Annotated in this window: 20 protein-coding genes; 11 read left to right on the plus strand and 9 right to left on the minus strand. The window is 67.5% G+C overall.

Going from position 1 to position 21903, the window contains the following annotated elements:
- Window positions 1-250: 250 nt before the first annotated feature.
- Window positions 251-664: a gamma-glutamylcyclotransferase family protein gene (locus JYG32_RS02460; protein ID WP_213264536.1), complete on the plus strand. Its 414-nt coding sequence runs from the start codon at window positions 251-253 to the stop codon at window positions 662-664.
- 125 nt (window positions 665-789) lie between these two features.
- On the opposite strand, the gene aceB is transcribed toward JYG32_RS02460, so the two are convergent.
- Both aceB and JYG32_RS02470 read right to left on the minus strand, forming a co-directional pair.
- On the minus strand, window positions 790-2382 hold the full coding sequence (gene aceB / locus JYG32_RS02465; RefSeq protein WP_213264537.1) for a malate synthase A: 1593 nt from the start codon (window positions 2380-2382) through the stop codon (window positions 790-792).
- Window positions 2383-2447: 65 nt separating this feature from the next.
- Window positions 2448-3209 (minus strand): haloacid dehalogenase type II, encoded by a 762-nt coding sequence (locus JYG32_RS02470; RefSeq protein WP_213264538.1) that lies wholly within the window; start codon window positions 3207-3209, stop codon window positions 2448-2450.
- Window positions 3210-3362: 153 nt separating this feature from the next.
- Here JYG32_RS02470 and JYG32_RS02475 point away from each other — a divergent pair, with 153 nt between their 5' ends.
- Both JYG32_RS02475 and JYG32_RS02480 read left to right on the plus strand, forming a co-directional pair.
- On the plus strand, window positions 3363-4268 hold the full coding sequence (locus JYG32_RS02475) for a LysR family transcriptional regulator (RefSeq protein WP_174380425.1): 906 nt from the start codon (window positions 3363-3365) through the stop codon (window positions 4266-4268).
- 159 nt (window positions 4269-4427) lie between these two features.
- Window positions 4428-4862: a universal stress protein gene (locus tag JYG32_RS02480; protein WP_174380424.1), complete on the plus strand. Its 435-nt coding sequence runs from the start codon at window positions 4428-4430 to the stop codon at window positions 4860-4862.
- A gap of 222 nt (window positions 4863-5084) precedes the next feature.
- On the opposite strand, the gene aceA is transcribed toward JYG32_RS02480, so the two are convergent.
- The 3 genes from aceA to JYG32_RS02495 form a co-directional block, all read right to left on the minus strand.
- Window positions 5085-6392: an isocitrate lyase gene (aceA, locus tag JYG32_RS02485; protein ID WP_174380423.1), complete on the minus strand. Its 1308-nt coding sequence runs from the start codon at window positions 6390-6392 to the stop codon at window positions 5085-5087.
- A gap of 396 nt (window positions 6393-6788) precedes the next feature.
- The gene (locus tag JYG32_RS02490; protein WP_213264539.1) at window positions 6789-8330 is read right to left on the minus strand and encodes a DEAD/DEAH box helicase; all 1542 of its coding nucleotides are present in this window, start codon (window positions 8328-8330) and stop codon (window positions 6789-6791) included.
- Window positions 8331-8690: 360 nt separating this feature from the next.
- Window positions 8691-8960 (minus strand): acyl-CoA-binding protein, encoded by a 270-nt coding sequence (locus JYG32_RS02495; RefSeq protein WP_011352486.1) that lies wholly within the window; start codon window positions 8958-8960, stop codon window positions 8691-8693.
- A 147-nt stretch (window positions 8961-9107) separates the two neighbouring features.
- Between JYG32_RS02495 and tsaB the strand changes: the two genes are divergently transcribed.
- From tsaB to JYG32_RS02515, 4 genes are read left to right on the plus strand one after another with little or no spacing between them, the layout of a single operon-like run.
- Window positions 9108-9875: a tRNA (adenosine(37)-N6)-threonylcarbamoyltransferase complex dimerization subunit type 1 TsaB gene (gene tsaB, locus JYG32_RS02500; RefSeq protein WP_213264540.1), complete on the plus strand. Its 768-nt coding sequence runs from the start codon at window positions 9108-9110 to the stop codon at window positions 9873-9875.
- The gene (rimI, locus tag JYG32_RS02505; RefSeq protein WP_174382543.1) at window positions 9872-10372 is read left to right on the plus strand and encodes a ribosomal protein S18-alanine N-acetyltransferase; all 501 of its coding nucleotides are present in this window, start codon (window positions 9872-9874) and stop codon (window positions 10370-10372) included. Before tsaB ends, rimI begins: the two co-directional genes overlap by 4 nt.
- Window positions 10359-11375, plus strand: a complete 1017-nt coding sequence (locus JYG32_RS02510; protein WP_213264541.1) for a uracil-DNA glycosylase — start codon at window positions 10359-10361, stop codon at window positions 11373-11375. The genes rimI and JYG32_RS02510 overlap by 14 nt, the downstream gene beginning before the upstream one ends.
- Entirely contained in the window at window positions 11372-12337 is a 966-nt protein-coding gene (locus JYG32_RS02515; RefSeq protein WP_213264542.1) for a DUF1853 family protein, read from the plus strand. The genes JYG32_RS02510 and JYG32_RS02515 overlap by 4 nt, the downstream gene beginning before the upstream one ends.
- A gap of 18 nt (window positions 12338-12355) precedes the next feature.
- Here the strand turns inward: JYG32_RS02515 and thiD are convergent, their stop codons facing one another.
- Complete coding sequence (thiD, locus tag JYG32_RS02520) at window positions 12356-13165, minus strand: bifunctional hydroxymethylpyrimidine kinase/phosphomethylpyrimidine kinase (RefSeq protein WP_213264543.1); 810 nt, start codon at window positions 13163-13165, stop codon at window positions 12356-12358.
- Between the two features lie 58 nt (window positions 13166-13223).
- A complete protein-coding gene (gene lplT, locus JYG32_RS02525; protein WP_174382547.1) occupies window positions 13224-14531 on the minus strand; it encodes a lysophospholipid transporter LplT in 1308 nt (435 codons plus the stop codon).
- A 218-nt stretch (window positions 14532-14749) separates the two neighbouring features.
- Here lplT and alr point away from each other — a divergent pair, with 218 nt between their 5' ends.
- From alr to JYG32_RS02540, 3 genes are all read left to right on the plus strand, one after another.
- The gene (alr, locus tag JYG32_RS02530; RefSeq protein WP_174382548.1) at window positions 14750-15820 is read left to right on the plus strand and encodes an alanine racemase; all 1071 of its coding nucleotides are present in this window, start codon (window positions 14750-14752) and stop codon (window positions 15818-15820) included.
- An 11-nt stretch (window positions 15821-15831) separates the two neighbouring features.
- On the plus strand, window positions 15832-17208 hold the full coding sequence (radA, locus tag JYG32_RS02535) for a DNA repair protein RadA (protein WP_174382549.1): 1377 nt from the start codon (window positions 15832-15834) through the stop codon (window positions 17206-17208).
- 146 nt (window positions 17209-17354) lie between these two features.
- A complete protein-coding gene (locus tag JYG32_RS02540; RefSeq protein WP_174382550.1) occupies window positions 17355-17621 on the plus strand; it encodes a DUF2866 domain-containing protein in 267 nt (88 codons plus the stop codon).
- A 142-nt stretch (window positions 17622-17763) separates the two neighbouring features.
- On the opposite strand, the gene JYG32_RS02545 is transcribed toward JYG32_RS02540, so the two are convergent.
- Complete coding sequence (locus JYG32_RS02545; RefSeq protein ID WP_213264544.1) at window positions 17764-19695, minus strand: ATP-binding cassette domain-containing protein; 1932 nt, start codon at window positions 19693-19695, stop codon at window positions 17764-17766.
- Window positions 19696-19831: 136 nt separating this feature from the next.
- Here JYG32_RS02545 and JYG32_RS02550 point away from each other — a divergent pair, with 136 nt between their 5' ends.
- On the plus strand, window positions 19832-20311 hold the full coding sequence (locus JYG32_RS02550; protein ID WP_174382552.1) for a glutathione peroxidase: 480 nt from the start codon (window positions 19832-19834) through the stop codon (window positions 20309-20311).
- 63 nt (window positions 20312-20374) lie between these two features.
- On the opposite strand, the gene cls is transcribed toward JYG32_RS02550, so the two are convergent.
- Window positions 20375-21823, minus strand: coding sequence for a cardiolipin synthase (cls, locus tag JYG32_RS02555; RefSeq protein ID WP_213264545.1), 1449 nt, complete (start codon window positions 21821-21823; stop codon window positions 20375-20377).
- Between the last annotated feature and the right edge of the window lie 80 nt (window positions 21824-21903).

Here is a 21903-nt window from a genome sequence, read left to right on the forward strand (position 1 = left end):
TTCGGGCTGCGCGGCGGCGATGCCGTTATTTTAGAAGGCGCCGCGCAAGCGCATGCGGCGGTTTTTCGGGCGATCATGCCGTGGTCAAATGAACTTTGTATGGGGCCGGGCTAATTCGGGGCGACTATCCGGGGCCGCGCGCTTGCCGGTCAGAACCATCGGGCCGATCCCGTGGTCTATCGATGCGTGCGCAATTTCGCACGAATCGCGCGCGAACACGGCAACACACGAATCGAAGAGGAGAACCAAGATGCGCTACGTATTCGTCTACGGCACCCTGAGAGCCGGAGAGACCAACGACATCGGCCATGCGGCCGCGCGGCACGGGATCGCCGCGCCGATGCTGCTTGGCGCGGTCGCGCTGCCGGGCGAGCTGTACGATTTCGGCACGTATCCGGGGATGATCGTCGGGCCGGCCGGCAAGTCGCTGGTCTGGGGCGATGTCTACGAGGTCGATGAGCAGCTCGTTCCCGTGCTCGACGAGATCGAGCGCGTTTATCCGGGCGTCGACTCGCTGTTCAAGCCGGAACAGGTGACCGTCGAGCTCGGCGGCCGACAGTACGCATGCCTGTATTATCCGGTCGCCGCGCACGCGGCAGCCGGGCGTCCACGCATCGCGTCGGGCGACTGGGTCCAGCACCGGCGCGAGCGGGAAACCGCCTGAGCATCCATGCGGCATCGGGTCTTGCCGCAAAAGGAAAAGCGCCCCGCGGGGCGCTTTTTTCATGTGGTCGCCGCGTGCGACCGGCGACAGACGTGGCCGGCCGCCGATCGCAGCGGGCCGCTTCGTCAGATTTCCTCGTACAGCGGCAACGTCAGGAATTCGGTGAAGCCTTCCGACGTCGACATCTGCTCGAAGATCGCCGCGGCGCGCTCGTACGGCTGCGTGTTGCCGCCGACCGAACGCTTCACGTTGCCCAGCTCGATCTTCGCGAATTCACGCACGAGTTCGGCCGTGACCTTGCGGCCGTCGTCGAGCACGCCCTTCGGCGAGCGGATCCACTGCCACACCTGCGAACGGGAAATCTCGGCGGTGGCCGCGTCTTCCATCAGATTGTGGATCGGCACGCAGCCGTTGCCGTCGAGCCACGCACCGAGGTAGTGGATGCCGACGTTGATGTTGTTGCGCAGGCCGGCTTCGGTGATCGGCGCTTCGGGCTGGAAGTCGAGCAGGTTCCTGCCTTCGACCTGCACGTCGTGGCGCTGCTTCGCGATCTGGTTCGGCTGGTCGCCGAGCACCTTGACGAATTCTTCCATCGCGATCGGCACGAGGCCCGGGTGTGCAACCCAGCCGCCGTCGTAGCCGTCGGTCGCGTCGCGCTGCTTGTCCGAGCGCACGCCGCCCATCGCCTTGTCGTTCGCTTCCGGATCGTTCTTGATCGGGATCAGCGCGCTCATCCCGCCGATCGCCGGCGCGTTGCGCTTGTGGCAGGTCTTCAGCAGCAGCAGCGCGTATGCGCGCATGAACGGCACCGTCATCGTGATCTTCGAACGGTCGGCCAGGCAGAATTCGCGGTCGTTCCTGAACTTCTTGATCGCCGAGAAGATGTAGTCCCAGCGGCCGGCGTTCAGGCCCGAGCTGTGCTCGCGCAGTTCGTACAGGATCTCGTCCATCTCGAACGCGGCGAGGATCGTCTCGATCAGCACCGTCGCGCGGATCGTGCCGCGCGGCACGCCGATCGCTTCTTGCGCGGCGACGAAGATGTCGTTCCACAGGCGCGCCTCGAGATGGCTTTCCATCTTCGGCAGGTAGAAGTACGGGCCCGAGCCGCGCGCGATCAGTTCCTTCGCGTTGTGGAACAGGAACAGCGCGAAATCGAAGATGCCGCCGGACACGCGCTGGCCGTCGACCGTCACGTGCTTCTCGTCGAGGTGCCAGCCGCGCGGACGCACGATCAGCGTCGCGACCTTGTCGTTCAACCGGTACGACTTGCCGTTCTGCTCGAGCGAGATCGTGCGGCGCACCGCGTCCTTCAGGTTGATCTGGCCGTCGATCTGGTTGGTCCAGCTCGGCGCGTTCGAATCCTCGAAGTCCGTCATGTACGAATCGGCGCCCGAGTTCAGCGCGTTGATGATCATCTTGCGCTCGACGGGGCCCGTGATCTCGACCCGGCGGCATTGCAGGTCGGCCGGCAGCGGCGCGACCTTCCAGTCGCCTTCGCGGATCGCCTTGGTATCGGCGAGGAAGTCCGGGCGCTCGCCCGCGTCGAGGCGTTTCGTGCGCTCGACGCGCGCCTGCAGCAGCGCCCGGCGGCGCGGTTCGAACGTGCGGTGCAGCGCTGCGACGAGTGCGAGCGCTTCGGGCGTCAGGATCGCTTCGTAAGCCGGCTTGATTTCGCCGGTGATCGCCATGCCTTGCGGCAGCGTGATCGGGGTGCTCATGAGTCTCATCTCCTTGGTCGGTCAGTTGCGGTTTCGGTGAAGGGGGAAGGCGGCAGCTGCGAGCGTCATGCACCCGGGCCGGGGCGCGTGCGGTTTGCGTGTCTGCCGGACGGAGCCGGGGTGGCGAGGAATGCGAGCAGGTCGGCCATGCCGGTGCCCGTGCCGTCGGGCGGCGCCCCGAGTTCCTCGGCGGGCGCGCCCGTGCGGTTGAGCCAGAACGTCGTGTAGCCGAACCACGCGGCACCGGTGACGTCCCAGGCGTTCGACGACACGAACACGATGCCGCGCGGGTTTGGCCCGAACGCGGCGGTGCCGAGCGCGTAGACGGCCGGACTCGGCTTGTACGCGCGCACGGTGTCGGCCGACAGCACGCGATCGAACAGCCCGGACATGCCAGCGCTCTTGATCGCGATGTCGAGCATCTGCGGGTTGCCGTTCGACAGGATCGCGAGCGGCGGGCGCGGCTCGAGCGCGCGCAGCTTGCGCAGCGCGGGCACCGTATCGGGATAGGTGGACAGGCACGCGTATTCGTCCATCAGGCGCTTCTCGGCCGCGCTGTTCAGCGCGAGGCCGAGCGCGCGCGCGGCGAACCGCAGCGCATCGAGCGTGATGTCCCGGAACGGGCGATAGCGGGCGCCGGCCGGATCGGCGAGCGTGCGCAACTGCGAGTATTCGATTTGCTTGCGTCGCCACAGCTGCGACAACCGTTCCCCGTGACTGGGAAACATCTGCTCTGCCGCGGGCACGACCGCGCGCACGTCAAACAACGTGCCGAATGCGTCGAAGAGGATTGCGTCGGGAGAGGAGAGTGTCGTTGTGGCCGACATAGCCTTGCGCTCCAGTTTCAGAGGTCGAATCGATTCTATTCGTGATCGTAGGTACTAAAAAAGACGCTAATCATCACTTGATCTTTTACTTTCATATACCTAATCTTGAACGGTTTAAGCTATTTGAAGGGCGGCGGTGCCGCCCTGCGAGTCATGGACCGGTTCAAACAGATCGAAACGTTCGCCGCGGTCGCGACGAAGGGCAGCCTGTCGGCGGCCGCGCACGCGGAAGGCGTCGCGCCGGCGATCATCGGCCGCCGCCTCGACGCGCTCGAGGAGCGGCTCGGCGTCAAGTTGCTGGTGCGCACCACGCGCAAGCTCACGCTGACGTTCGAGGGATCGGCATTCCTCGAGGATTGCCAGCGGATCATCAACGACATGCAGAACGCGGAGGCGAGCGTGTCCGCCGGCGGCGTCAAGGCGAGCGGCCACCTGCGCATTTCCGCGCCGGCGGGTTTCGGCCGGCGGCACGTCGCGCCGCTCGTGCCCGAATTCAGCGTCGGGCATCCGGACGTGTCGGTCACGCTCGACCTGTCCGACCGGATGGTCGACCTCGTCAACGAAGGGTTCGATTGCGCGGTGCGGCTCGGCGAACTGCCCGATTCGTCGCTGGTGTCGCTGAAGCTCGGCGAGAATCGCCGCGTGTGCGTCGCGTCGCCCGCGTATCTCGCGCGGCGCGGCACGCCGGCCACGCTCGCGGAGCTGGCGCGGCACAACTGCCTCGCGCTCGCGGCGAACGCGAACCAGCAACGCGGCTGGGCGTTCCAGGAGGACGACAAGGTCGTGTCGATCCGCGTGAACGGTACGATGGAGTGCTCGGACGGCGCGGTGCTGCACGAGTGGTGCCTCGCCGGATACGGCCTGGCGTGGCGTTCGTGGTGGGAAGTCGGCGAGGACATCGCGGCCGGCCGGCTCGTCAGCGTGCTCGACGCGTTTGCGGCGCCGCCGATCGGCATCCATGCGGTATTTCCGCAGCGCCGGCACCTGCCGCTGCGCGTGCGCCTGTTTCTCGATTACCTGAAACACACGTACGAGCGGCCCGGTTACTGGGGCGAGTAGGCCGCGTGTGCCCGCGCGTTTCCGATATGAGGGCGAACCCGCTGCCGGTGCCGGTTGCGCCGTTTCGCACACTACAATCGTAGGTGACGTAACCGACGCGTCGCGGCCGGCTCGAACGGGATCGCGGCGCGCGGAGTGCGATTGACGAAGGAGGGCGCGATGTTCCAGCACATCCTCGTTCCAACCGACGGTTCCGAACTGTCGCAAAAGGCGATCGACGGCGCGATCGACCTGGCTCGCGCGGTCGGCGCACGCGTGACGGCCTACGCGTGCCTGCCGCAGTATCCGTACTCGCCGTTTTCCGAAGTGATCATCGAGCCGCCCGCCGATTTCCGGGCGCGCAGCGAGCGCGAGGCGCGCGCGCATCTCGACGGAGTCGAATCGGCCGCGAAGGCGGCCGGCGTCGTCTGCGACACGTGGACGAGCGTGCATCCGTCGCCGTATCTCGGCATCATCGAGGCGGCCGAACGCGGCGGTTGCGACGTGATCTTCATGGCGTCCCACGGACGTCGCGGGCTTGGCAGCCTGCTGATCGGCAGCGAGACGCAGCGCGTGCTGACCCATACGAAAATTCCGGTGATCGTCTATCGGTAGGGCGGCGCCGGTTGTGGCCGCGCGGGCGGCAACTGGATCGGCAGCGCAGAAAAAGGGCGCGCCGGACAGAGCCGGCGCGCGTCGTTGCTGGCGGCCCGCAGGCCGCGCGGCCGGTCGCGCGATCTGTATCGCGCGCCTGCCGTCTCCTCCCTGATTGTTGTTCTGTGGCCGATGCCGCGCCGCTTGCGAGACGGCGCGGCATCGGCGCGACGCTTGCGCGTGTTACGCGACCTTCTTGCCGTCGAAGAACTGTTCGTCCTCGGTCGAGCCGTGCAGCGCGGTCGTCGATGCTTCGCGCTCGACCGTCTGCGTCACTGCGTCGAAGTAGCCGGTGCCGACTTCACGCTGGTGCTTGACGGCAGTGAAGCCCTTGTCGGCTGCCGCGAACTCGGCCTGCTGCAGTTCGACGAACGCGCTCATCTGCGTACGGGCATAGCCGTGCGCGAGGTTGAACATCGAGTAGTTCAGCGCATGGAAGCCGGCCAGCGTGATGAACTGGAACTTGTAGCCCATCGCACCGAGTTCCTTCTGGAACTTCGCGATCGTCGCGTCGTCGAGGTTCTTCTTCCAGTTGAACGACGGCGAGCAGTTGTACGACAGCAGCTTGCCCGGGAACTGCTTGTGGATCGCTTCCGCGAACTTCTTCGCGTACTCGAGATCCGGCTTGCCGGTTTCGCACCAGATCAGGTCGGCGTGCGGCGCGTACGCGAGACCGCGCGAGATCGCCTGCTCGAGGCCCGGCTTCGTGCGGAAGAAGCCTTCCACCGTGCGCTCGCCCGTCAGGAACGGCTTGTCGTTGTCGTCGACGTCGGACGTGATCAGGTCGGCTGCTTCCGCGTCGGTACGTGCGACCAGCACGGTCGGCGTGCCCATCACGTCGGCCGCGAGACGCGCAGCCGACAGCTTTGCGACGGCTTCGCGCGTCGGCACGAGCACCTTGCCGCCCATGTGGCCGCATTTCTTCACCGAAGCGAGCTGGTCTTCGAAGTGAACACCCGAGGCGCCTGCCTCGATCATCGCCTTCATCAGTTCGAAGGCGTTCAGCACGCCGCCGAAACCGGCTTCCGCGTCAGCCACGATCGGCGCGAAGAAGTCGACGTAGCCTTCGTCGCCCGGGTTCTTGCCTTCCGACCACTGGATCTGGTCGGCGCGCGTCAGCGTGTTGTTGATGCGCTTCACGACGAGCGGCACCGAATTCGCCGGGTACAGCGACTGGTCCGGGTACATTTCGCCCGCGACGTTCGCGTCGCCGGCCACTTGCCAGCCGGACAGGTAGATGGCCTTCAGGCCGGCCTTCACCTGCTGCATCGCCTGGTTGCCGGTCAGTGCGCCGAGTGCGTTGACGAACGGCTCATTGTTGACGAGGCTCCACAGCTTTTCCGCGCCGCGCTTGGCCAGCGTGTGCTCGATCGGGATCGAGCCGCGCAGGCGGACCACGTCCTCGGCCGAGTAGCCGCGCTTGATGCCCTTCCAGCGCGGATCGGTTTCCCATTGCTTTTGCAGTTCCTGTGCCTGTTGCTGACGCGACATGATGAGCTCCTTGATGCGGTGTGTTGCCTAATGGGTCGAATCTGACGGTGGTGATGCCGTTCTCGAAGCGGGGAGCGGTGCGTTCCGTTTCGTGAAGTCTTGTATAAGAGTCTAGGCAAATCGGCCGGAGCGAAACAGGGGCTGCCTCAGGAAGTGCGTAATTTTTTAGTTGTTTTAAATCAATGGCTTGAATTTGTAATTTCGAGATAAGAAATGACTTTTCCCATCCTGCAATCGTCTGGGTTGTGCCACGCAACATGATTTTTTACGACGCAAAAAAATTTTCCGCATCGTGAAATGTGCGGCAAGGCGAAAAAAAAACCGGCGCAGATGCGCCGGTTGGCTGGATTGGCGGGGTGGCCATCCGTGGGGCGGCCAGCGGCCGCCCGTGCGTGCTTACGACGCGGAGTTGCCGCGGCGCGGGCCGCTGCTACGCTGGCCGTCGCGACGCGGGCCGCCGTCACGGCTGCCGCCCGGCTTGCCGCTCCAGCCGCCGCCATTGCCGCCGCCGTAGCTGCGGCCGTTGCCGCCATGACCGCCGCCCGGCTTGCCGCCGAAACGTCGACCGCCGCCGTTACCGCCGCCCGGACGGCCACGGCCGCCGGTGCCGCCGTTGCGCGGGGGAGCCTTGCGCGGCTCGAAACCTTCGATCACGTTGACCGGCAGCGGCGCGCGCACGAAGCGCTCGATGCGCTTGAGCGCGCCCTGCTCGGCGTGGTGCACGAGGCTCACCGCGGTGCCCGAACGGCCCGCACGGCCCGTACGGCCGATACGGTGCACGTAGTCTTCCGCGAACTTCGGCAGGTCGTAGTTGAATACGTGCGTGATGCCCGGGATGTCGATACCGCGTGCCGCGACGTCCGTCGCGACCAGCACGCGCACGCGGCGCTCGCGCAGCGCACGGATCGTGCGGTTACGCGCGCCCTGCGGCAGGTCGCCGTGCAGCGCGGCCGACTCGAAGCCAGCGTCGGCGAGACGGCCGGCGAGCTGGTCCGCGTCGATCTTGGTCGCCGTGAAGATGATCGCCTGGTCGAGCGCGTCGTCGCGCAGAAGGTGATCGAGCAGGCGATCCTTGTGATCGCGGTCGTCGACGTAGTGCACGGTCTGCGCGATGTTCGTGCGCGATTCGAGGCGCTGCTGGATCTCGATGCGTTCCGGATCCTTCAGCAGGCGGCCCGTCAGCGAACCGATCTTGCCGTCGAGCGTGGCCGAGAACAGCATCGTCTGGCGCGACGCGGGCGTTGCCGCGACGATCGTTTCGATATCGTCGATGAAGCCCATGTCGAGCATGCGGTCGGCTTCGTCGAGCACGAGCATCTTCAGCTCGGACAGGTCGATGCGGCCACGCTCGAGGTGATCGAGCAGGCGGCCCGGCGTGGCGACCAGGATTTCGGGGTTCTTCGCGAGCAGCATCAGCTGCTGGCCGTAGGCGACGCCGCCGAGGATGCTGACCGTGCGCAGACGCTTCAGGTGCTTGCCGTAGGTCGATGCGGCCGTGGTGACCTGCATCGCGAGTTCGCGGGTCGGCGTCAGCACGAGCAGGCCCGGGCGCGCGACGGGTTGCGGGCGGCGCACGCGGCGGTCGCCCTGGTTCGGTTCGCGCGGCGCACGCGGTTGCTGCGCCTGCGTCTTCTGGAGCTGCGCGAAACGTTCGATCGCCGGCAGCATGAATGCGGCCGTCTTGCCCGAACCGGTCGGGCTCGACACCAGCAGGTCGCGGCCGGCGATGCCGGCCGGAATCGCGCGCTGCTGGACCGGCGTCGGCTTCACATAGCCGGCGGCCTCCAGCGCGGAGACGATCTCCGGCGACAACCCGAGCGACGCGAAGCTCGGCTCGTCCGACGCCGGTTCGACCGCGGCCGGTGCGGCGGCGTCGTCGAGACCGAGCGCCTGGTCGGCGATCGCGTTGAGCGGGCTGGAGTTGATGCTCGAAGTCATAACAATCCTTGAAACACAGTGGGTGAAACGTCGGCGCCAATCGCGCATACCCAAGTCGTCGGATTCAGCGAGCAAATCGGGAAACGGGTGCAATCCGCCGAACAGTCGGCGGATGAGGCATTAGAAGCTGTTTTGGGTGCGGCGCGCTTCAGGAGCGGGGCCGCCAGCCTGATAAGTGACGACCGCGAGGGTCGAAGCAGGAGGGGACAGGTTCTAAACCGGATTGGAGCTTAACGCTACGAGGCGTCGGGCCGGAACGGCTTGCGAGCCGAGCGCGGGAGGTGACGCAGGCCGCATTATAAAGAAATTTGCTGCGCTGCGCCACTGATTTGATTGCCTATTGCGTCGGGAGCGGTTCGGTCAGGAGGCCGTGCCGTTTTTCAGCGATTCGACGAGTTCGATGTACTGCTGCTTCGCCGCATCCTGCGACGTGCCCTTCAGCGCATCCCATGCGTCGTACTTGTATTTGCCGACGATGTCGGTGAAGCCCGGCTTGTCGCCGTGGGCATCGCCGTCGGTCGCCTGCTTGAAGAGCGCGTACAGGCGCAGCAGGGTCAGGTTGCCCGGCCGTTCCGTCAGTTGCTTGACGTCGATCTGGGCCTGGTCGAATTGGGCGGTGAGTTCGCTCATCGGGTGTCTCCGTAAGGGTTTCAGGTCGGGCGATCTTAACAAGCGGACCGCCGCGCGGGGTCGAGCGATCCTTCCAAACCGCCGCCGGCGCCGCGCGCGTGCACAGATCGGGCCCGATCGCCCGTGCGAGCGGGGCGCCGCATTACAATGTCGGCCATGACGCAAACAGTGCTCCTCGCCATCGATACGTCGACCGAATACTGCTCGGTCGCGCTGCTGCGCTCGGCTCAGGCCGATGACGCCGTTTCCACCCCGCAAACCTGGGTCCGCCACGAACTGACGGGCGCCGTGTCGAGCACGCGCGTGCTGCCGGCGATCCAGGAGCTGTTCGCCGAATCGGGGCTGACGCTCGCCGATTGCGACGCGATCGCGTTCGGCGCGGGCCCCGGCTCGTTCACGGGCCTGCGCACCGCGACCGGCATTACCCAGGGCCTCGCATTCGGGCGCGGGCTGCCGGTCGTGCCGATCGGCACGCTGCTCGCGTGCGCGGAGCACGCGCGGCTGCGCGCGTCCGGCACGACCCGCGTGCTCGCCGCGCTGGACGCGCGGATGGACGAAGCCTACTGGGCGGACTTCGCGTGGGACGACAGCGCCGGCGACTGGCGCACGCTGCATCCGGCGTCGCTCGACGCGCCGGGCGCCGTCGGCGTGCCCGATGTGCCGTTCACGCTCGCAGGCAATGCGGCTGCCGCGTTCGGCGCGCAGTTGCCGGCCGCGACGCGCGCGGCCGTGATCGACGGCGAAGCATTGCCGCATGCGCTGGCGATCGCGCATGCCGCGCTGCGCGCGTTCCGAGCCGGGCGCACGGTGCCGGCCGATCAGGCCGCGCCCGAATACGTGCGCGACAAGGTCGCGCAGACGACGGCCGAACGGGTCGCGGCGCGGGCCGCGCAGACGGGCGGGGCGAAGGGATGACGGGTGTACTGCTGAGCGAGCGCTATCTGGCGCCGATGACGGATGCCGATCTCGACGAGGTCGTTGCGATCGAGCACGTCGCGTACGAATTCCCTTGGAGCCGCGGCAACTTCGAGGATTCGTTGCGCAACGGCTATCTGGGCGTGTGCCTGCGGCACGTGACGGGTTCGCTGATCGGCTACTGCGTGCTGATGCCGGTGGTCGACGAGATGCACTTGCTGAACCTGTGCGTTGCACCGGACGCGCAGCGTGCGGGCGCGGGCCTCGCACTGCTGCGCGAGGCCGTGCGCATTTCGCGCGCGGAACGGCTCGACGGCGTGCTGCTCGAGGTGCGGCCGTCCAATCCGCGCGCGATCCATCTGTACGAGCGTTTCGGCTTCGTGACGATCGGCCGGCGCAAGAACTACTATCCGGCGAAGCATCGCGGCCGGGAGGACGCGATCGTGATGCGTCTGACGCTGAACAAGGACGAGGGGGACGCGCATGGCGTGGGCTGAAGCGGTGCTCGAGGAAATGGGCCTCGCGCAGATCTGGGTGCGGCGCGGGCAGCGCGCGGACGAAGGCGCGGCAGCCGAAACGCCCGCCATCGCGCAAACCGGTGCGGCGGACGACGTGTCCGCGGTCGCGGCCGATCGGCCGGCGCGCGCGATGCGCGCACCGGTGCAGGACGATGCGCCGCCGGCCGTCGTGCGTGCTGCGGAGGCTTCGCCGGCTCGTGAGTCGGGCGTACCGGCTTCGGGCATACCGGCGCGCCGTGTCGTCGATGGCGATCGCGCACGCGCGCCGGCGGCTTCCGCCGATGCGATGCCGCCGATGGACGACGCGCCCGAAGATTTCGCGTGGTTCGACGCGGCGCCGCCGGGCGATCCCGTGCCGGCAGCCGGATCGCGTCCCGCCGAAACGCCGGTTGCGATGCTCGACTGGGATGCGCTGGCCGCGCGCGTGGCCGATTGCACGCGCTGCCGGTTGTGCGAGAAGCGGACCAACACCGTGTTCGGCGTCGGCGACCGTGAAGCGGACTGGATGCTGATCGGCGAAGCGCCGGGCGAGAACGAGGACAAGCAGGGCGAGCCGTTCGTCGGCCAGGCCGGCAAGCTGCTCGACAACATGCTGCAGTCGCTGGCGCTCAAGCGCGGCGACAACGTGTACATCGCGAACGTGATCAAGTGCCGGCCGCCCGGCAACCGCAACCCGGAACCGGACGAGGTCGCGAGCTGCGAGCCTTATCTGCAGCGCCAGGTCGCGCTCGTGAAGCCGAAGCTGATCGTCGCGCTCGGCCGCTTCGCCGCGCAGACGTTGCTGAAGACGGACGCCAGCATCGCGTCGCTGCGCGGCCGCGTGCATGCGTATGAAGGTGTGCCGGTGATCGTCACCTACCACCCGGCGTACCTGCTGCGCAGCCTGCAGGACAAGTCGAAGGCGTGGGCCGATCTGTGCCTCGCACGCGACACGTTCCGGCGCGCCGAGGGCACCGACGCGAACGGGCCGGCCGGGCAATGACGACCGGCGCGGCGTTCGCATTCGTCGATACGCTGCGTGACGCCGCGGTTCGCGATCTGGGCTGGCTGCTCGCGAGCCCGAGCCTGCTGACCGCGGCACCCGGTGCGCCGCTCGCGCAACCGTGGCCGGATGCGGCCGGACAGTCGGCCGTCGAAGCATGGCTCGCCGCGCTCGATGCAGCGCCCGAGCCGCTGCGCCGCGCGCTCGACGGGTTGCGGCCCACCCGGCTCGGCCGCTACGCCGAATGCCTGCTCGAGTATTTCCTCACGCACGGACCGTCGCTGCGGCTCGTCGCGGCCAATCTCCCGCTGCGCAGCAACGGCCTGACGCTCGGCGAAGTCGATTTTCTCGTCGATGCGCCAGGCGGGCAGCGCCTGCACTGGGAACTCGCGGTGAAGTGTTATCTGTGCGCGCCGGTGCGCGGCGGCGCATCGCTTGCCGACTTCGTCGGCCCCAATCTCGTCGACCGCTTCGACCGCAAGCGCAGCCGGTTGCTCGACCACCAGCTTCGGCTCGGCGATCGGGCCGGGTTTGCGCTGCTCGGCTACGGCGCGCCGTCCGACGCACAGATGTTCATCAGGGGCTGGCTGTTCTATCCGCACGGCGCGCCGTTGCCGCCGGTGTCCGCTGAAATCGCGCCGGATCATCCGCGCGGTTTCTGGCTGACGCATGCGCAGTGGCCGGCGTGGGCGGCCGCGCAGCGTGCCGGCGTTGCGTGGAGCGTGTTGCCGCGGCTTGCGTGGCTCGCGCCGCGGCGCGCTGCCGCCGACGCAGGCTTCGAACCCGAACCGCTGGCGGCTGCATGCGAGTTGCCGCGCGTGCTGGCGACGCGTCAGGCTCCCGACCTGATCGGCATCCATGAGAAGGGCGACGATGGCACGTGGCGCGAGACGGCGCGCGGTTTCGTCGTGCCCGACGATTGGCCGGCGCGGGCGCAGGCGTTCGCGGCGCAGGACAACTGACGCCGCGTCAGGCGGCGCTTACCACCAGCGATAGAAGTGATGGACAGGGCCGACGCCGTGGCCGACGTCGAGGCGGCCGCTCGCGGCGATCGCGCCGGTCAGGTAGGCCTTCGCTTCGCGCACCGCGCTTTCGAGATCGGGCTGCTGCGGCAGCAGCGCGGCGATCGCCGACGACAGCGTGCAGCCCGTGCCGTGCGTGTTGCTGACCGGCACGCGCGGGCCGTCGAGCCGCACGGTGCGCGCCGCATCGACGAGCCAGTCGGGGCTCGCGGACGCGTCGGGCAGGTGGCCGCCTTTCATCAGCACGGCGCGCGCGCCCGTCTGCAGCAGCGCCCGCCCTTGCCGGACCATGTCGTCTTCGGTGGTCGCGGGCGAGTCGCCGAGCAGCGCGGCCGCTTCGGGCAGGTTCGGCGTGACGACGGTCGCCAGCGGCATCAGTGCGTCGCGCAGCGCGTCGACCGCGTCGGGCGCGAGCAGCGCGTGCGAACTCTTCGAGATCATCACCGTGTCGAGCACGACGAAGCGCGGCGCGTAACGGCGCAGCGCGTCGGCTACCGCGTGCACGATCGCCGCGTTCGCGAGCATCCCGATCTTGACCGCGTCGATGCGGAGGTCGTCGAACACCGCATCGAGCTGCGCGGTCACGAACGCGGCGTCCGGCGCGTGCACGCCCGTCACGCCGCGCGTGTTCTGCGCGGTCAGCGCGGTGATCACGCTGGCGCCGTACGCACCGAGCGCGGAGAACGTCTTCAGGTCGGCCTGGATGCCTGCGCCGCCGCCCGAATCGGAGCCGGCGATCGTCAGGATGTTGGGTATCGGGTGCGTCATGATGGCAACGCGCCGGCTCGAAGACCGGCGCTGGCGGACGGAAACGGGAAGTGTAGCGTCAGTGCCGCGATTCGCCGATCAGCGCGACCGAGTCGAACTGACGCTGGTTCGCCTGGTGGCGGCGCATCACGAGCCACATCGTCAGGCAGACGAACGTGCCGAACAGCACGATCACGACGCCGACCGGCACGTCGAGCCACACGAGCACCGCATACAGGCACAGCATCACGAGCACCGACAGGTTCTCGTTGAAGTTCTGCACCGCGATCGAGTGGCCGGCCGACAGCAGCACGTGGCCGCGATGCTGCAGCAGCGCGTTCATCGGCACGACGAAGTAGCCCGACAGCGCGCCGACGCAGATCAGGAAGATATACGCGACGATCAGGTAGACGGGCATGCGCAGGTGGCCGAAATGCACGGCCCAGTGCGACGGGAACAGGTCGCGCGTGTAGAACGCCATCAGCATCACCGCGATGCCCATGATGATGCCGACGGGCAACACGGTCAGCGACTTCTTCAGCGGGATCCTGGCCGCGGCGGCGATCGCGCCGGCCGCGACGCCGACCGCGACCACGGCCTGCAGGATCGCGCCTTCCGATAGCGACATGCCGAGCGACACCTCGGCCCACTTCAGCACGATGAACTGCAGTGTCGCGCCCGCGCCCCAGAACAGCGTCGTGACCGCCAGCGAGATCTGGCCGAGCTTGTCGCGCCACAGCACCATGAAGCAGTCGGCGAAATCCGTGAGGAGCTTGACCGGGCCGCGCTCCTGCTTCGGATAACGGGCGCCCGTATCGGGAATGCGCAGGTTGAACAGCGCGGCGATCACGTAGATCGCCATGATGATCGCCATCGCCGCTTCGGCGGGCGTGCCGATCCAGTTGGGCGTGTGCGCGATCACGTGCGACGCGATGTGCGGGCTGATCAGCGCGCCGCCGAGCACCGTGCCGAGGATGATCGAACTGACGGTCGTGCCTTCGATCCAGCCGTTCGCGGCGACCAGCCGGTCGGCCGGCAGCAGCTCGGTGAGAATCCCGTACTTCGCGGGCGAGTAGGCCGCGGCGCCGAATCCGACGATCCCGTACGCGATCAGCGGGTGGGCGCCGAACAGCATGATCAGGCAGCCGATCACCTTGATCGAGTTGGTGATGAACATCACGCGACCCTTCGGGCGCGAATCCGCGAAAGCACCGACATACGCCGCCAACACCACATAGGACAACACGAAGAACAGCTTCAGCAGCGGTGTCATCCAGTTGGGGGCGTGGAGGTCTTTCAGCAGGGCGATGGCGGCGATGAGTAGCGCATTGTCGGCCAGCGACGAGAAAAACTGCGCGGCCATGATGGTGTAAAAACCTTTTTTCATCTGATGCGATGCTTTCGTCGCTGCGGCAGGGCCGCGTAGGCCGCCTGATATGCGATCGGCTTATTCCGTTCGAAATGGGTTGTGCGCACGGCTTTATAACATGAAAATACGCCAATTCGGACTAGCAAGATTCCCCGATCGTTCCGCAAATTGTCGGCTTCGGTGCTCAAAAGGCGCGGTAAGCTGATGATTCGCAAGCGTCTTTACGTAAATTTCCCATGCCGCGCCCGATCTCCGCCACCATCCACACCGCCGCTCTCGCGAACAATCTCTCCGTCGTCCGCCGCTTTGCCGGCCCGTCCAAGGTCTGGGCGGTCGTCAAGGCCAACGCGTACGGCCACGGTCTCGCCCGCGCGTTTCCCGGCCTGCGCGGCACCGACGGTTTCGGCCTGCTCGACCTCGACGAGGCCGTGAAGCTGCGCGAGCTCGGCTGGGCCGGCCCGATCCTGCTGCTCGAAGGCTTCTTCCGGTCGACCGACATCGACGTGATCGACCGCTACAGCCTGACGACGACGGTCCACAACGACGAGCAGATGCGGATGCTGGAAACGGCGCGGCTGTCGAAGCCCGTCAACGTGCAGCTCAAGATGAACAGCGGGATGAACCGGCTCGGCTACGTGCCGGAAAAATACCGCGCGGCCTGGGAGCGCGCCCGCGCGTGCCCCGGCATCGGACAGATCACGTTGATGACCCATTTTTCGGACGCGGACAACGAGCGCGGCGTCGCCGAGCAACTCGCGACGTTCGAGCGCGGTGCGGAAAATATCGCCGGCGCGCGCAGTCTCGCGAACTCGGCCGCCGTACTGTGGCATCCGGATACGCACTTCGACTGGGTGCGGCCGGGAATCGTGCTGTACGGCGCGTCGCCGTCGGGGCTGTCGTCCGATATCGCCGACACGGGGCTGAAGCCCGCGATGACGCTCGCGTCCGAGTTGATCGCGGTGCAAACGATCGCGAAGGGCCAGGCCATCGGCTATGGCTCGACGTACTCCGCGCAGGCGCAGATGCGGATCGGCGTCGTCGCGTGCGGCTATGCGGACGGATATCCGCGCGTCGCGCCCGAAGGCACGCCCGTGATCGTCGACGGCATCCGCACGCGGATCGTCGGCCGCGTGTCGATGGACATGATCACCGTCGACCTGACGCCGTGCCCGCAGGCGGGCGTCGGTGCACGCGTCGAGCTGTGGGGCAACGCACTGCCGATCGACGACGTCGCCCGCCATTGCGGCACGATCGGTTACGAGCTGATGTGCGCGGTCGCCGGCCGCGTGCCCGTGCGCGCGGAATAAGGGCGTCGCGCGTGGCCAAACAGAAAACCGTCTATGTCTGCAGCGAGTGCGGCGGGCAGACCCCGAAGTGGCAGGGGCAGTGTCCGTCGTGCCAGGCCTGGAACACGCTCGTCGAATCGGTCGCCGAGTCGCCGTCGGCCCACCGTTTCCAGTCGCTCGCGAAGCGGGCGCCCGTCCAGCGACTCGTCGACATCGAAGCGGCCGACGTGCCGCGCTTCTCGACCGGCATCGGCGAATTCGACCGCGTGCTCGGCGGCGGGCTGGTTCCCGGCGGCGTCGTGCTGATCGGCGGCGACCCGGGCATCGGCAAGTCGACGCTGCTGCTGCAGTCGCTCGCGGACATCGCGAGCGAGCGGCGCGCGCTCTATATCAGCGGCGAAGAATCGGCCGCGCAGATCGCGTTGCGCGCGCAACGGCTTGCGCTGCTCGACGGCGGTACGCCGGCAGCCGAGCTGCAGCTGCTCGCCGAGATCCAGCTCGAAAAGATCCAGGCCGCGATCGACGCGGAACGGCCGGACGTGGCCGTGATCGACTCGATCCAGACCGTCTATTCGGAGGCGCTCACGTCGGCGCCGGGCTCGGTCGCGCAGGTGCGCGAATGCGCGGCGCAGCTCACGCGCATCGCGAAACAGTCGGGCACCGCGATCATCATGGTCGGGCACGTGACGAAGGAGGGCAACCTCGCCGGCCCGCGCGTGCTCGAGCACATCGTCGACACGGTGCTGTATTTCGAAGGCGACACGCATTCGTCGTTCCGGCTCGTGCGCGCGTTCAAGAACCGCTTCGGCGCGGTCAACGAACTCGGCGTGTTCGCGATGACCGAGCGCGGGCTGCGCGGCGTCGCGAATCCGTCCGCGCTGTTCCTGTCGCAGCACGAGCAGGTCGTGCCCGGCTCGTGCGTGCTCGTCACGCAGGAAGGCACGCGTCCGCTGCTCGTCGAAATCCAGGCGCTCGTCGATACCGCGCACGTGCCGAACCCGCGCCGGCTCGCGGTCGGCCTCGAGCAGAACCGGCTCGCGATGCTGCTCGCGGTGCTGCACCGGCACGCGGGCATCGCGTGCTTCGACCAGGACGTGTTCCTCAATGCAGTGGGTGGCGTGAAGATCACCGAGCCGGCTGCCGACCTCGCGGTGCTGCTCGCGATCCATTCGTCGATGCGCAACAAGGCGCTGCCGAAGGGGTTGTTCGTGTTTGGCGAGGTGGGGCTGGCGGGCGAAATCCGGCCGTCCCCGCGCGGGCAGGAACGGCTGCGCGAGGCGGCGAAGCTCGGCTTCACGTCCGCGCTGATCCCGAAGGCGAATGCACCGAAACAGCCGATCGAAGGGCTGAACGTGATGGCCGTCGAGCGCATCGAGCAGGCGATCGACCGCGTGCGCGATCTCGAGTGACCGGCCCGGCAGCCGCGCGGGCTGTGCCTGTCGGCGATCTGTCGCGTAATTCGCTGTAAAGAAGATGTAGGCTTCTGTAACCCGCAGGACATTGCTTTTCCCTATCCTTTGCCGAATTGTCGAACCGCGCAATGCGAAGGGAACCTATGTTGAAATCGTACGGGGAAGCGCCGAGCGGAAGCCTTTACAACCTGCGCGGCTGCCGCGTGTCGGAGCCGATTCGCCAGCCCTGGGGCGGCGGATGCCGGATCGTCGAATGGATCGACGACGAAGGGCGCCTGGCGCGCAAGGTCGTGTCCGAGGACGTGACGGAAGCGGAGGTCGCCGCGGCGATCCGGCGGCCGACCGAAGGGCGCCGGCACCTGATGGGCGACGACGAGCAGATGCCGCGCGACACGTTGCCGCGACGCTGAGCCGGCAGACGGCCTGCGAATCGACGAACAAGGGTAATGAACAGGCCGGGCCAGTGCGTCCGGCCTTGTCGCATCTGGGCCCGGCAAGTGGGCGATGGTTTGTCGAAGCGCCCGTGCCGGGCTGGCGGCACGGCGGCCGCGTTCAGCCGATCTGTTCGAGTTCTTCGTGCGCGGCGAGCCAGTCGGCTTCGATCGTTTCGAGACGTGTGTTGACGTCGCCGAGCTTGCGGATCGCGTCGGTCAGCTCCGTCTTGCGCGTGGCCTCGTAGCTCGCCGGGTCCGCGACGAACGCGTCGAGGCGCCCCTTCTCCACGTGCAGCGTCTCCATTTCCTTTTCGAGCTTCGTGATGCGCGTCTGCAGAGGCTTTTTCAACACCGACAGGCGCTGCCGCTCCTCGGCGGCCTGACGCTTCTGGTCCTTGCGGTTGGCCGCGGCGCCTGCGCCCGACGCGGCCGCGCTGTCGGCCTTCGCGGCCGCGCGCTGCTCGGCCGCGTGTTGCAGCAACCAGTCGCGGTAGTCGTCGAGGTCGCCGTCGAACGGCTGCAGCCGATGCTTCGCGACGAGCATGAACTGGTCGGTCGTCGCGCGCAGCAGGTGGCGGTCGTGCGATACGAGGATCAGCGTGCCTTCGAACTGCGCGAGCGCCATCGTCAGCGCGTGGCGCGTTTCGAGATCGAGGTGGTTCGTCGGCTCGTCGAGCAGCAGCAGGTTCGGCTTCTGCCAGATGATCAGCGCGAGCGCCAGGCGCGCTTTCTCGCCGCCCGAGAACGGGCCGACGGCGCTGGTCGCCATGTCGCCCGAGAAATTGAAGCCGCCCAGGAAATCACGCAGCTCCTGCTCGCGCGTGTCGGGCGCGAGCCGCGCGAGATGCGCGAGCGGCGAATCGTCCTCGCGCAGCGTTTCGAGCTGGTGCTGCGCGAAATAGCCGATCGTCAGCCCCTTGCCCTCGCGGACGTCGCCCGACAGCGGCGCCAGCGTGCCGGCCAGCGTCTTGATCAGCGTCGATTTGCCCTGGCCGTTTGCGCCGAGCAGCCCGATGCGCTGCCCGTTCTGGATCGACAACGCCACGCGTTCGACGATCGGGATGTCCGCGCCGTTGTCGGCATGGTAGCCGCAGCGGACGTCTTCCATCACCATCATCGGGTTCGGCGCGGCGTCGGGCGTGCGGAATTCGAACGTGAACGGCGACGCGATGTGCGCGGGCGCGATCAGCTCCATCTTCTCGAGCGCCTTCATCCGGCTTTGCGCCTGTTTGGCCTTGGTCGCCTTGGCCTTGAAGCGGTCGACGAAGCTCTGCAGGTGCTCGATCGTCTTCTGCTGCTTTTCGTATGCGTTTTGCTGCAGCGCCAGTTGCTGCGCGCGGAGCACTTCGAATTGCGAGTAGTTGCCGCCGTAGCGCTTCACCTGGCGGTTTTCCAGATGCAGCGTGACGTTGCAGATCGAATCGAGGAATTCGCGGTCGTGCGAGATCACGACGAGCGTGCCGGGGTAGCGGTGCAGCCAGTCTTCGAGCCAGACGATCGCGTCGAGGTCGAGGTGGTTGGTCGGTTCGTCGAGCAGCAGCAGGTCGGAGCGGCACATCAGCGCCTGCGCGAGGTTCAGGCGCATGCGCCAGCCGCCGGAGAAGCTGGCGACGGGTTCGCGTGTCTGGGCGAGCGTGAAGCCGAGGCCGAGCAGCAGCGCTTCGGCGCGGGCGGGCGCGGTGTAGCCGTCGGCGTCGGCGAAGGCCGCGTGCGCGTCGGCTTCGGCGGCGCCGTCATGGGCGGCGGATGCGGCGGCGATGCGCGCCTCGATCTCGCGCAGCGCGGCATCGCCGTCGAGCGTGTAGTCGAGCGCCGAGCGGTCGACCGCGGGCGTTTCCTGCGACACATGGGCGATCCGCCACGACGGCGGCATCGCGAAATCGCCGGCGTCCGAGTGCAGCTCGCCGCGCAGGACCGCGAACAGCGTCGACTTGCCGGCGCCGTTCGCGCCGATCAGGCCGGCTTTCTCGCCGGGATTGAGCACGAACGAGGTCGACTCGAACAGCGGCTTGGTGCCGCGTGCAAGGCTGAACTGATTGAAACGGATCACGGCGGAAATAACTGGCCAAAACCGCTATTCTAGACTGCGCGCCGCTCGTGCCGGGCATCGGCCGCTCGGCGGATGCCGCGACGGCGCGATTTCGCCTAGACTCCACGTCGATCCGGTTTCGTAAAAGGAGTGCCCGATGTCCACCCTGTATTCGTTCAGCGCAGAGACGCTCGCCGGCGCGCCGGCATCGCTCGACGCGTATCGCGGCAAGGTGCTGCTGATTGTCAACACCGCAAGCGAGTGCGGTTTCACGCCGCAATACGCGGGCTTGCAGAAACTGTACGACCAGTACGCGGCGCGCGGCTTCTTCGTGCTCGGCTTCCCGTGCAACCAGTTCGGCAAGCAGGAGCCCGGCGACGCCACGCAGATTGGCGCGTTCTGCGAGCGCAACTACGGCGTCACGTTCCCGATGTTCGCGAAGATCGACGTGAAGGGCGATCACGCGCATCCGCTGTACCGCTACCTGACCGACGAGGCGCCCGGCATTCTCGGCCTCAAGGCGATCAAGTGGAATTTCACGAAATTCCTGGTCGACCGCGACGGGCGCATCGTCAAGCGCTACGCACCGTCGACCAAACCCGACGAAATCGCCGCGGATATCGACAAGCTGCTGTGACGGCGGGCGGCGGCGTGCGCCGCGCCGGTGCGGTTCGTGCGGGCGCGGCCGGCCTTCCGGCGGTTACAGGATCGGTGCGAACAGCCGCGCGACGTGCATCGCGATCCGCCGCCATGCGGGCGACTGGCGGTATTCGTTCGCATCGACCTCGTACGCTTGCGCGAAGTCGGCATCGAGCATGGTCTCGACCTCGTCGGCGAATGCGCGGTCGACGGTCAGCACCATGATCTCGAAGTTGAGGCGGAACGAGCGGTTGTCGAGATTCGCGCTGCCGATCGCCGCCGCGATGCGGTCGATCAGCACGACTTTCTGGTGCAGGAAGCCGGGCCGGTAGCGGAATACCTTGACACCCGCATCGACCAGGTCGCGCGCGTACAGCTTCGACGCCTCGAACACCACGTAGTGATCGCGCCGGCTCGGGATCAGGATGCGCACGTCGACGCCGCGCATCACCGCGAGCTTCAGCGCGGCGATCACGGCTTCGTCGGGGACGAGATACGGCGTGGTGATCCAGATCCGCTCGCGCGCGGCATTGATCGCCTCGACGAAGAACAGCGAGCCGGTTTCCTGCTTGTCGGCCGGCCCCATCGGCACCGCGAGGCAATGCATGCCGTCGCCGGGCTGCGCGGGCGGCGGCAGCGCGAGCGGCGGCAGCTTCTGCGTCGCCCAGTGCCAGTCTTCGGCGAACACGTACTGGATGCTCGCGACCACCGGGCCGCGAATCTCGATGTGCGTGTCGCGCCACGGCGACAGGCGCGGCTTCGCGCCGAGATATTCGACGCCGACGTTGTGGCCGCCGACGAACGCGCGGTTGCCGTCGACCACGACGATCTTGCGATGGTTGCGGAAGTTGAGCTGGAAGCGGTTCACGAACTTGCGATTGGTCGCGAACGGATGAACCTCGACGCCGCCCCGGCGCAATGTGTCGACGTAGCTGTGCGGCAGGTCGAAACTGCCGATGCTGTCGTACAGCAGGCAGCAGCGCACGCCGGCCGCCGCGCGTGCCAGCAGCGAGTCGCGCAGCATCTGGCCGAGCGCATCGTCGCGCACGATGAAGAACTGGACGACCACGTAGTCGCGCGCACCGTCGATCGCCGACAGGATCGCCGAGAACGTCGCGTCGCCGTTCACGAGCGTGCGTACCGAATTGCCACCGAGGAACGGCATGCCGCCTAGCCGCGTGAGCGCGAGCACGGCGGCCTGGCCGAGCGCGTCGGCGGCCGGCCCGTCGGTCGCGTCGGTTGCATCGGTGCTGAGCCACGGCGAGCGCGGTGTGTGCGTGCGCAACAGTTCCAGCTCGTGGCGCCGCGCGTCGACGTAGCCGGAGAACTTGCTGCGGCCGAGGAACAGGTACGGAACGAGCGTCAGGTACGGCATCGCGGCGAGCGAGACGGCCCACGCGATCGCGCCTTGCGACGTGCGCGTGTTCATGATCGCGTGGCACGCCGCGACGATCCCGAGCACGTGGATGGTCAGGATCAGGGTGCCGAGATGTAGCCAGTCGAGGGTCATGGGCGCGTGACGGACTCCTGAGGTCGTGCGGCGCGGCGGCCGCTTACACGCATCTTACCCAACCGTGCAGCGCAGCGGTG

It is taken from the genome of Burkholderia pyrrocinia, assembly GCF_018417535.1.
Taxonomy (GTDB): Bacteria; Pseudomonadota; Gammaproteobacteria; order Burkholderiales; family Burkholderiaceae; genus Burkholderia; species Burkholderia pyrrocinia_E.

Bases quoted from the DNA above. Each gene is read 5' to 3' on its own strand.
- JYG32_RS02460 (WP_213264536.1), top strand. From the start codon at position 251: ATGCGCTACGTATTCGTCTACGGCACCCTGAGAGCCGGAGAGACCAAC.
- aceB (WP_213264537.1), bottom strand. From the start codon at position 2,382: ATGAGCACCCCGATCACGCTGCCGCAAGGCATGGCGATCACCGGCGAA.
- JYG32_RS02470 (WP_213264538.1), bottom strand. From the start codon at position 3,209: ATGTCGGCCACAACGACACTCTCCTCTCCCGACGCAATCCTCTTCGAC.
- JYG32_RS02475 (WP_174380425.1), top strand. From the start codon at position 3,363: ATGGACCGGTTCAAACAGATCGAAACGTTCGCCGCGGTCGCGACGAAG.
- JYG32_RS02480 (WP_174380424.1), top strand. From the start codon at position 4,428: ATGTTCCAGCACATCCTCGTTCCAACCGACGGTTCCGAACTGTCGCAA.
- aceA (WP_174380423.1), bottom strand. From the start codon at position 6,392: ATGTCGCGTCAGCAACAGGCACAGGAACTGCAAAAGCAATGGGAAACC.
- JYG32_RS02490 (WP_213264539.1), bottom strand. From the start codon at position 8,330: ATGACTTCGAGCATCAACTCCAGCCCGCTCAACGCGATCGCCGACCAG.
- JYG32_RS02495 (WP_011352486.1), bottom strand. From the start codon at position 8,960: ATGAGCGAACTCACCGCCCAATTCGACCAGGCCCAGATCGACGTCAAG.
- tsaB (WP_213264540.1), top strand. From the start codon at position 9,108: ATGTCGGCCATGACGCAAACAGTGCTCCTCGCCATCGATACGTCGACC.
- rimI (WP_174382543.1), top strand. From the start codon at position 9,872: ATGACGGGTGTACTGCTGAGCGAGCGCTATCTGGCGCCGATGACGGAT.
- JYG32_RS02510 (WP_213264541.1), top strand. From the start codon at position 10,359: ATGGCGTGGGCTGAAGCGGTGCTCGAGGAAATGGGCCTCGCGCAGATC.
- JYG32_RS02515 (WP_213264542.1), top strand. From the start codon at position 11,372: ATGACGACCGGCGCGGCGTTCGCATTCGTCGATACGCTGCGTGACGCC.
- thiD (WP_213264543.1), bottom strand. From the start codon at position 13,165: ATGACGCACCCGATACCCAACATCCTGACGATCGCCGGCTCCGATTCG.
- lplT (WP_174382547.1), bottom strand. From the start codon at position 14,531: ATGAAAAAAGGTTTTTACACCATCATGGCCGCGCAGTTTTTCTCGTCG.
- alr (WP_174382548.1), top strand. From the start codon at position 14,750: ATGCCGCGCCCGATCTCCGCCACCATCCACACCGCCGCTCTCGCGAAC.
- JYG32_RS02540 (WP_174382550.1), top strand. From the start codon at position 17,355: ATGTTGAAATCGTACGGGGAAGCGCCGAGCGGAAGCCTTTACAACCTG.
- JYG32_RS02550 (WP_174382552.1), top strand. From the start codon at position 19,832: ATGTCCACCCTGTATTCGTTCAGCGCAGAGACGCTCGCCGGCGCGCCG.
- cls (WP_213264545.1), bottom strand. From the start codon at position 21,823: ATGACCCTCGACTGGCTACATCTCGGCACCCTGATCCTGACCATCCAC.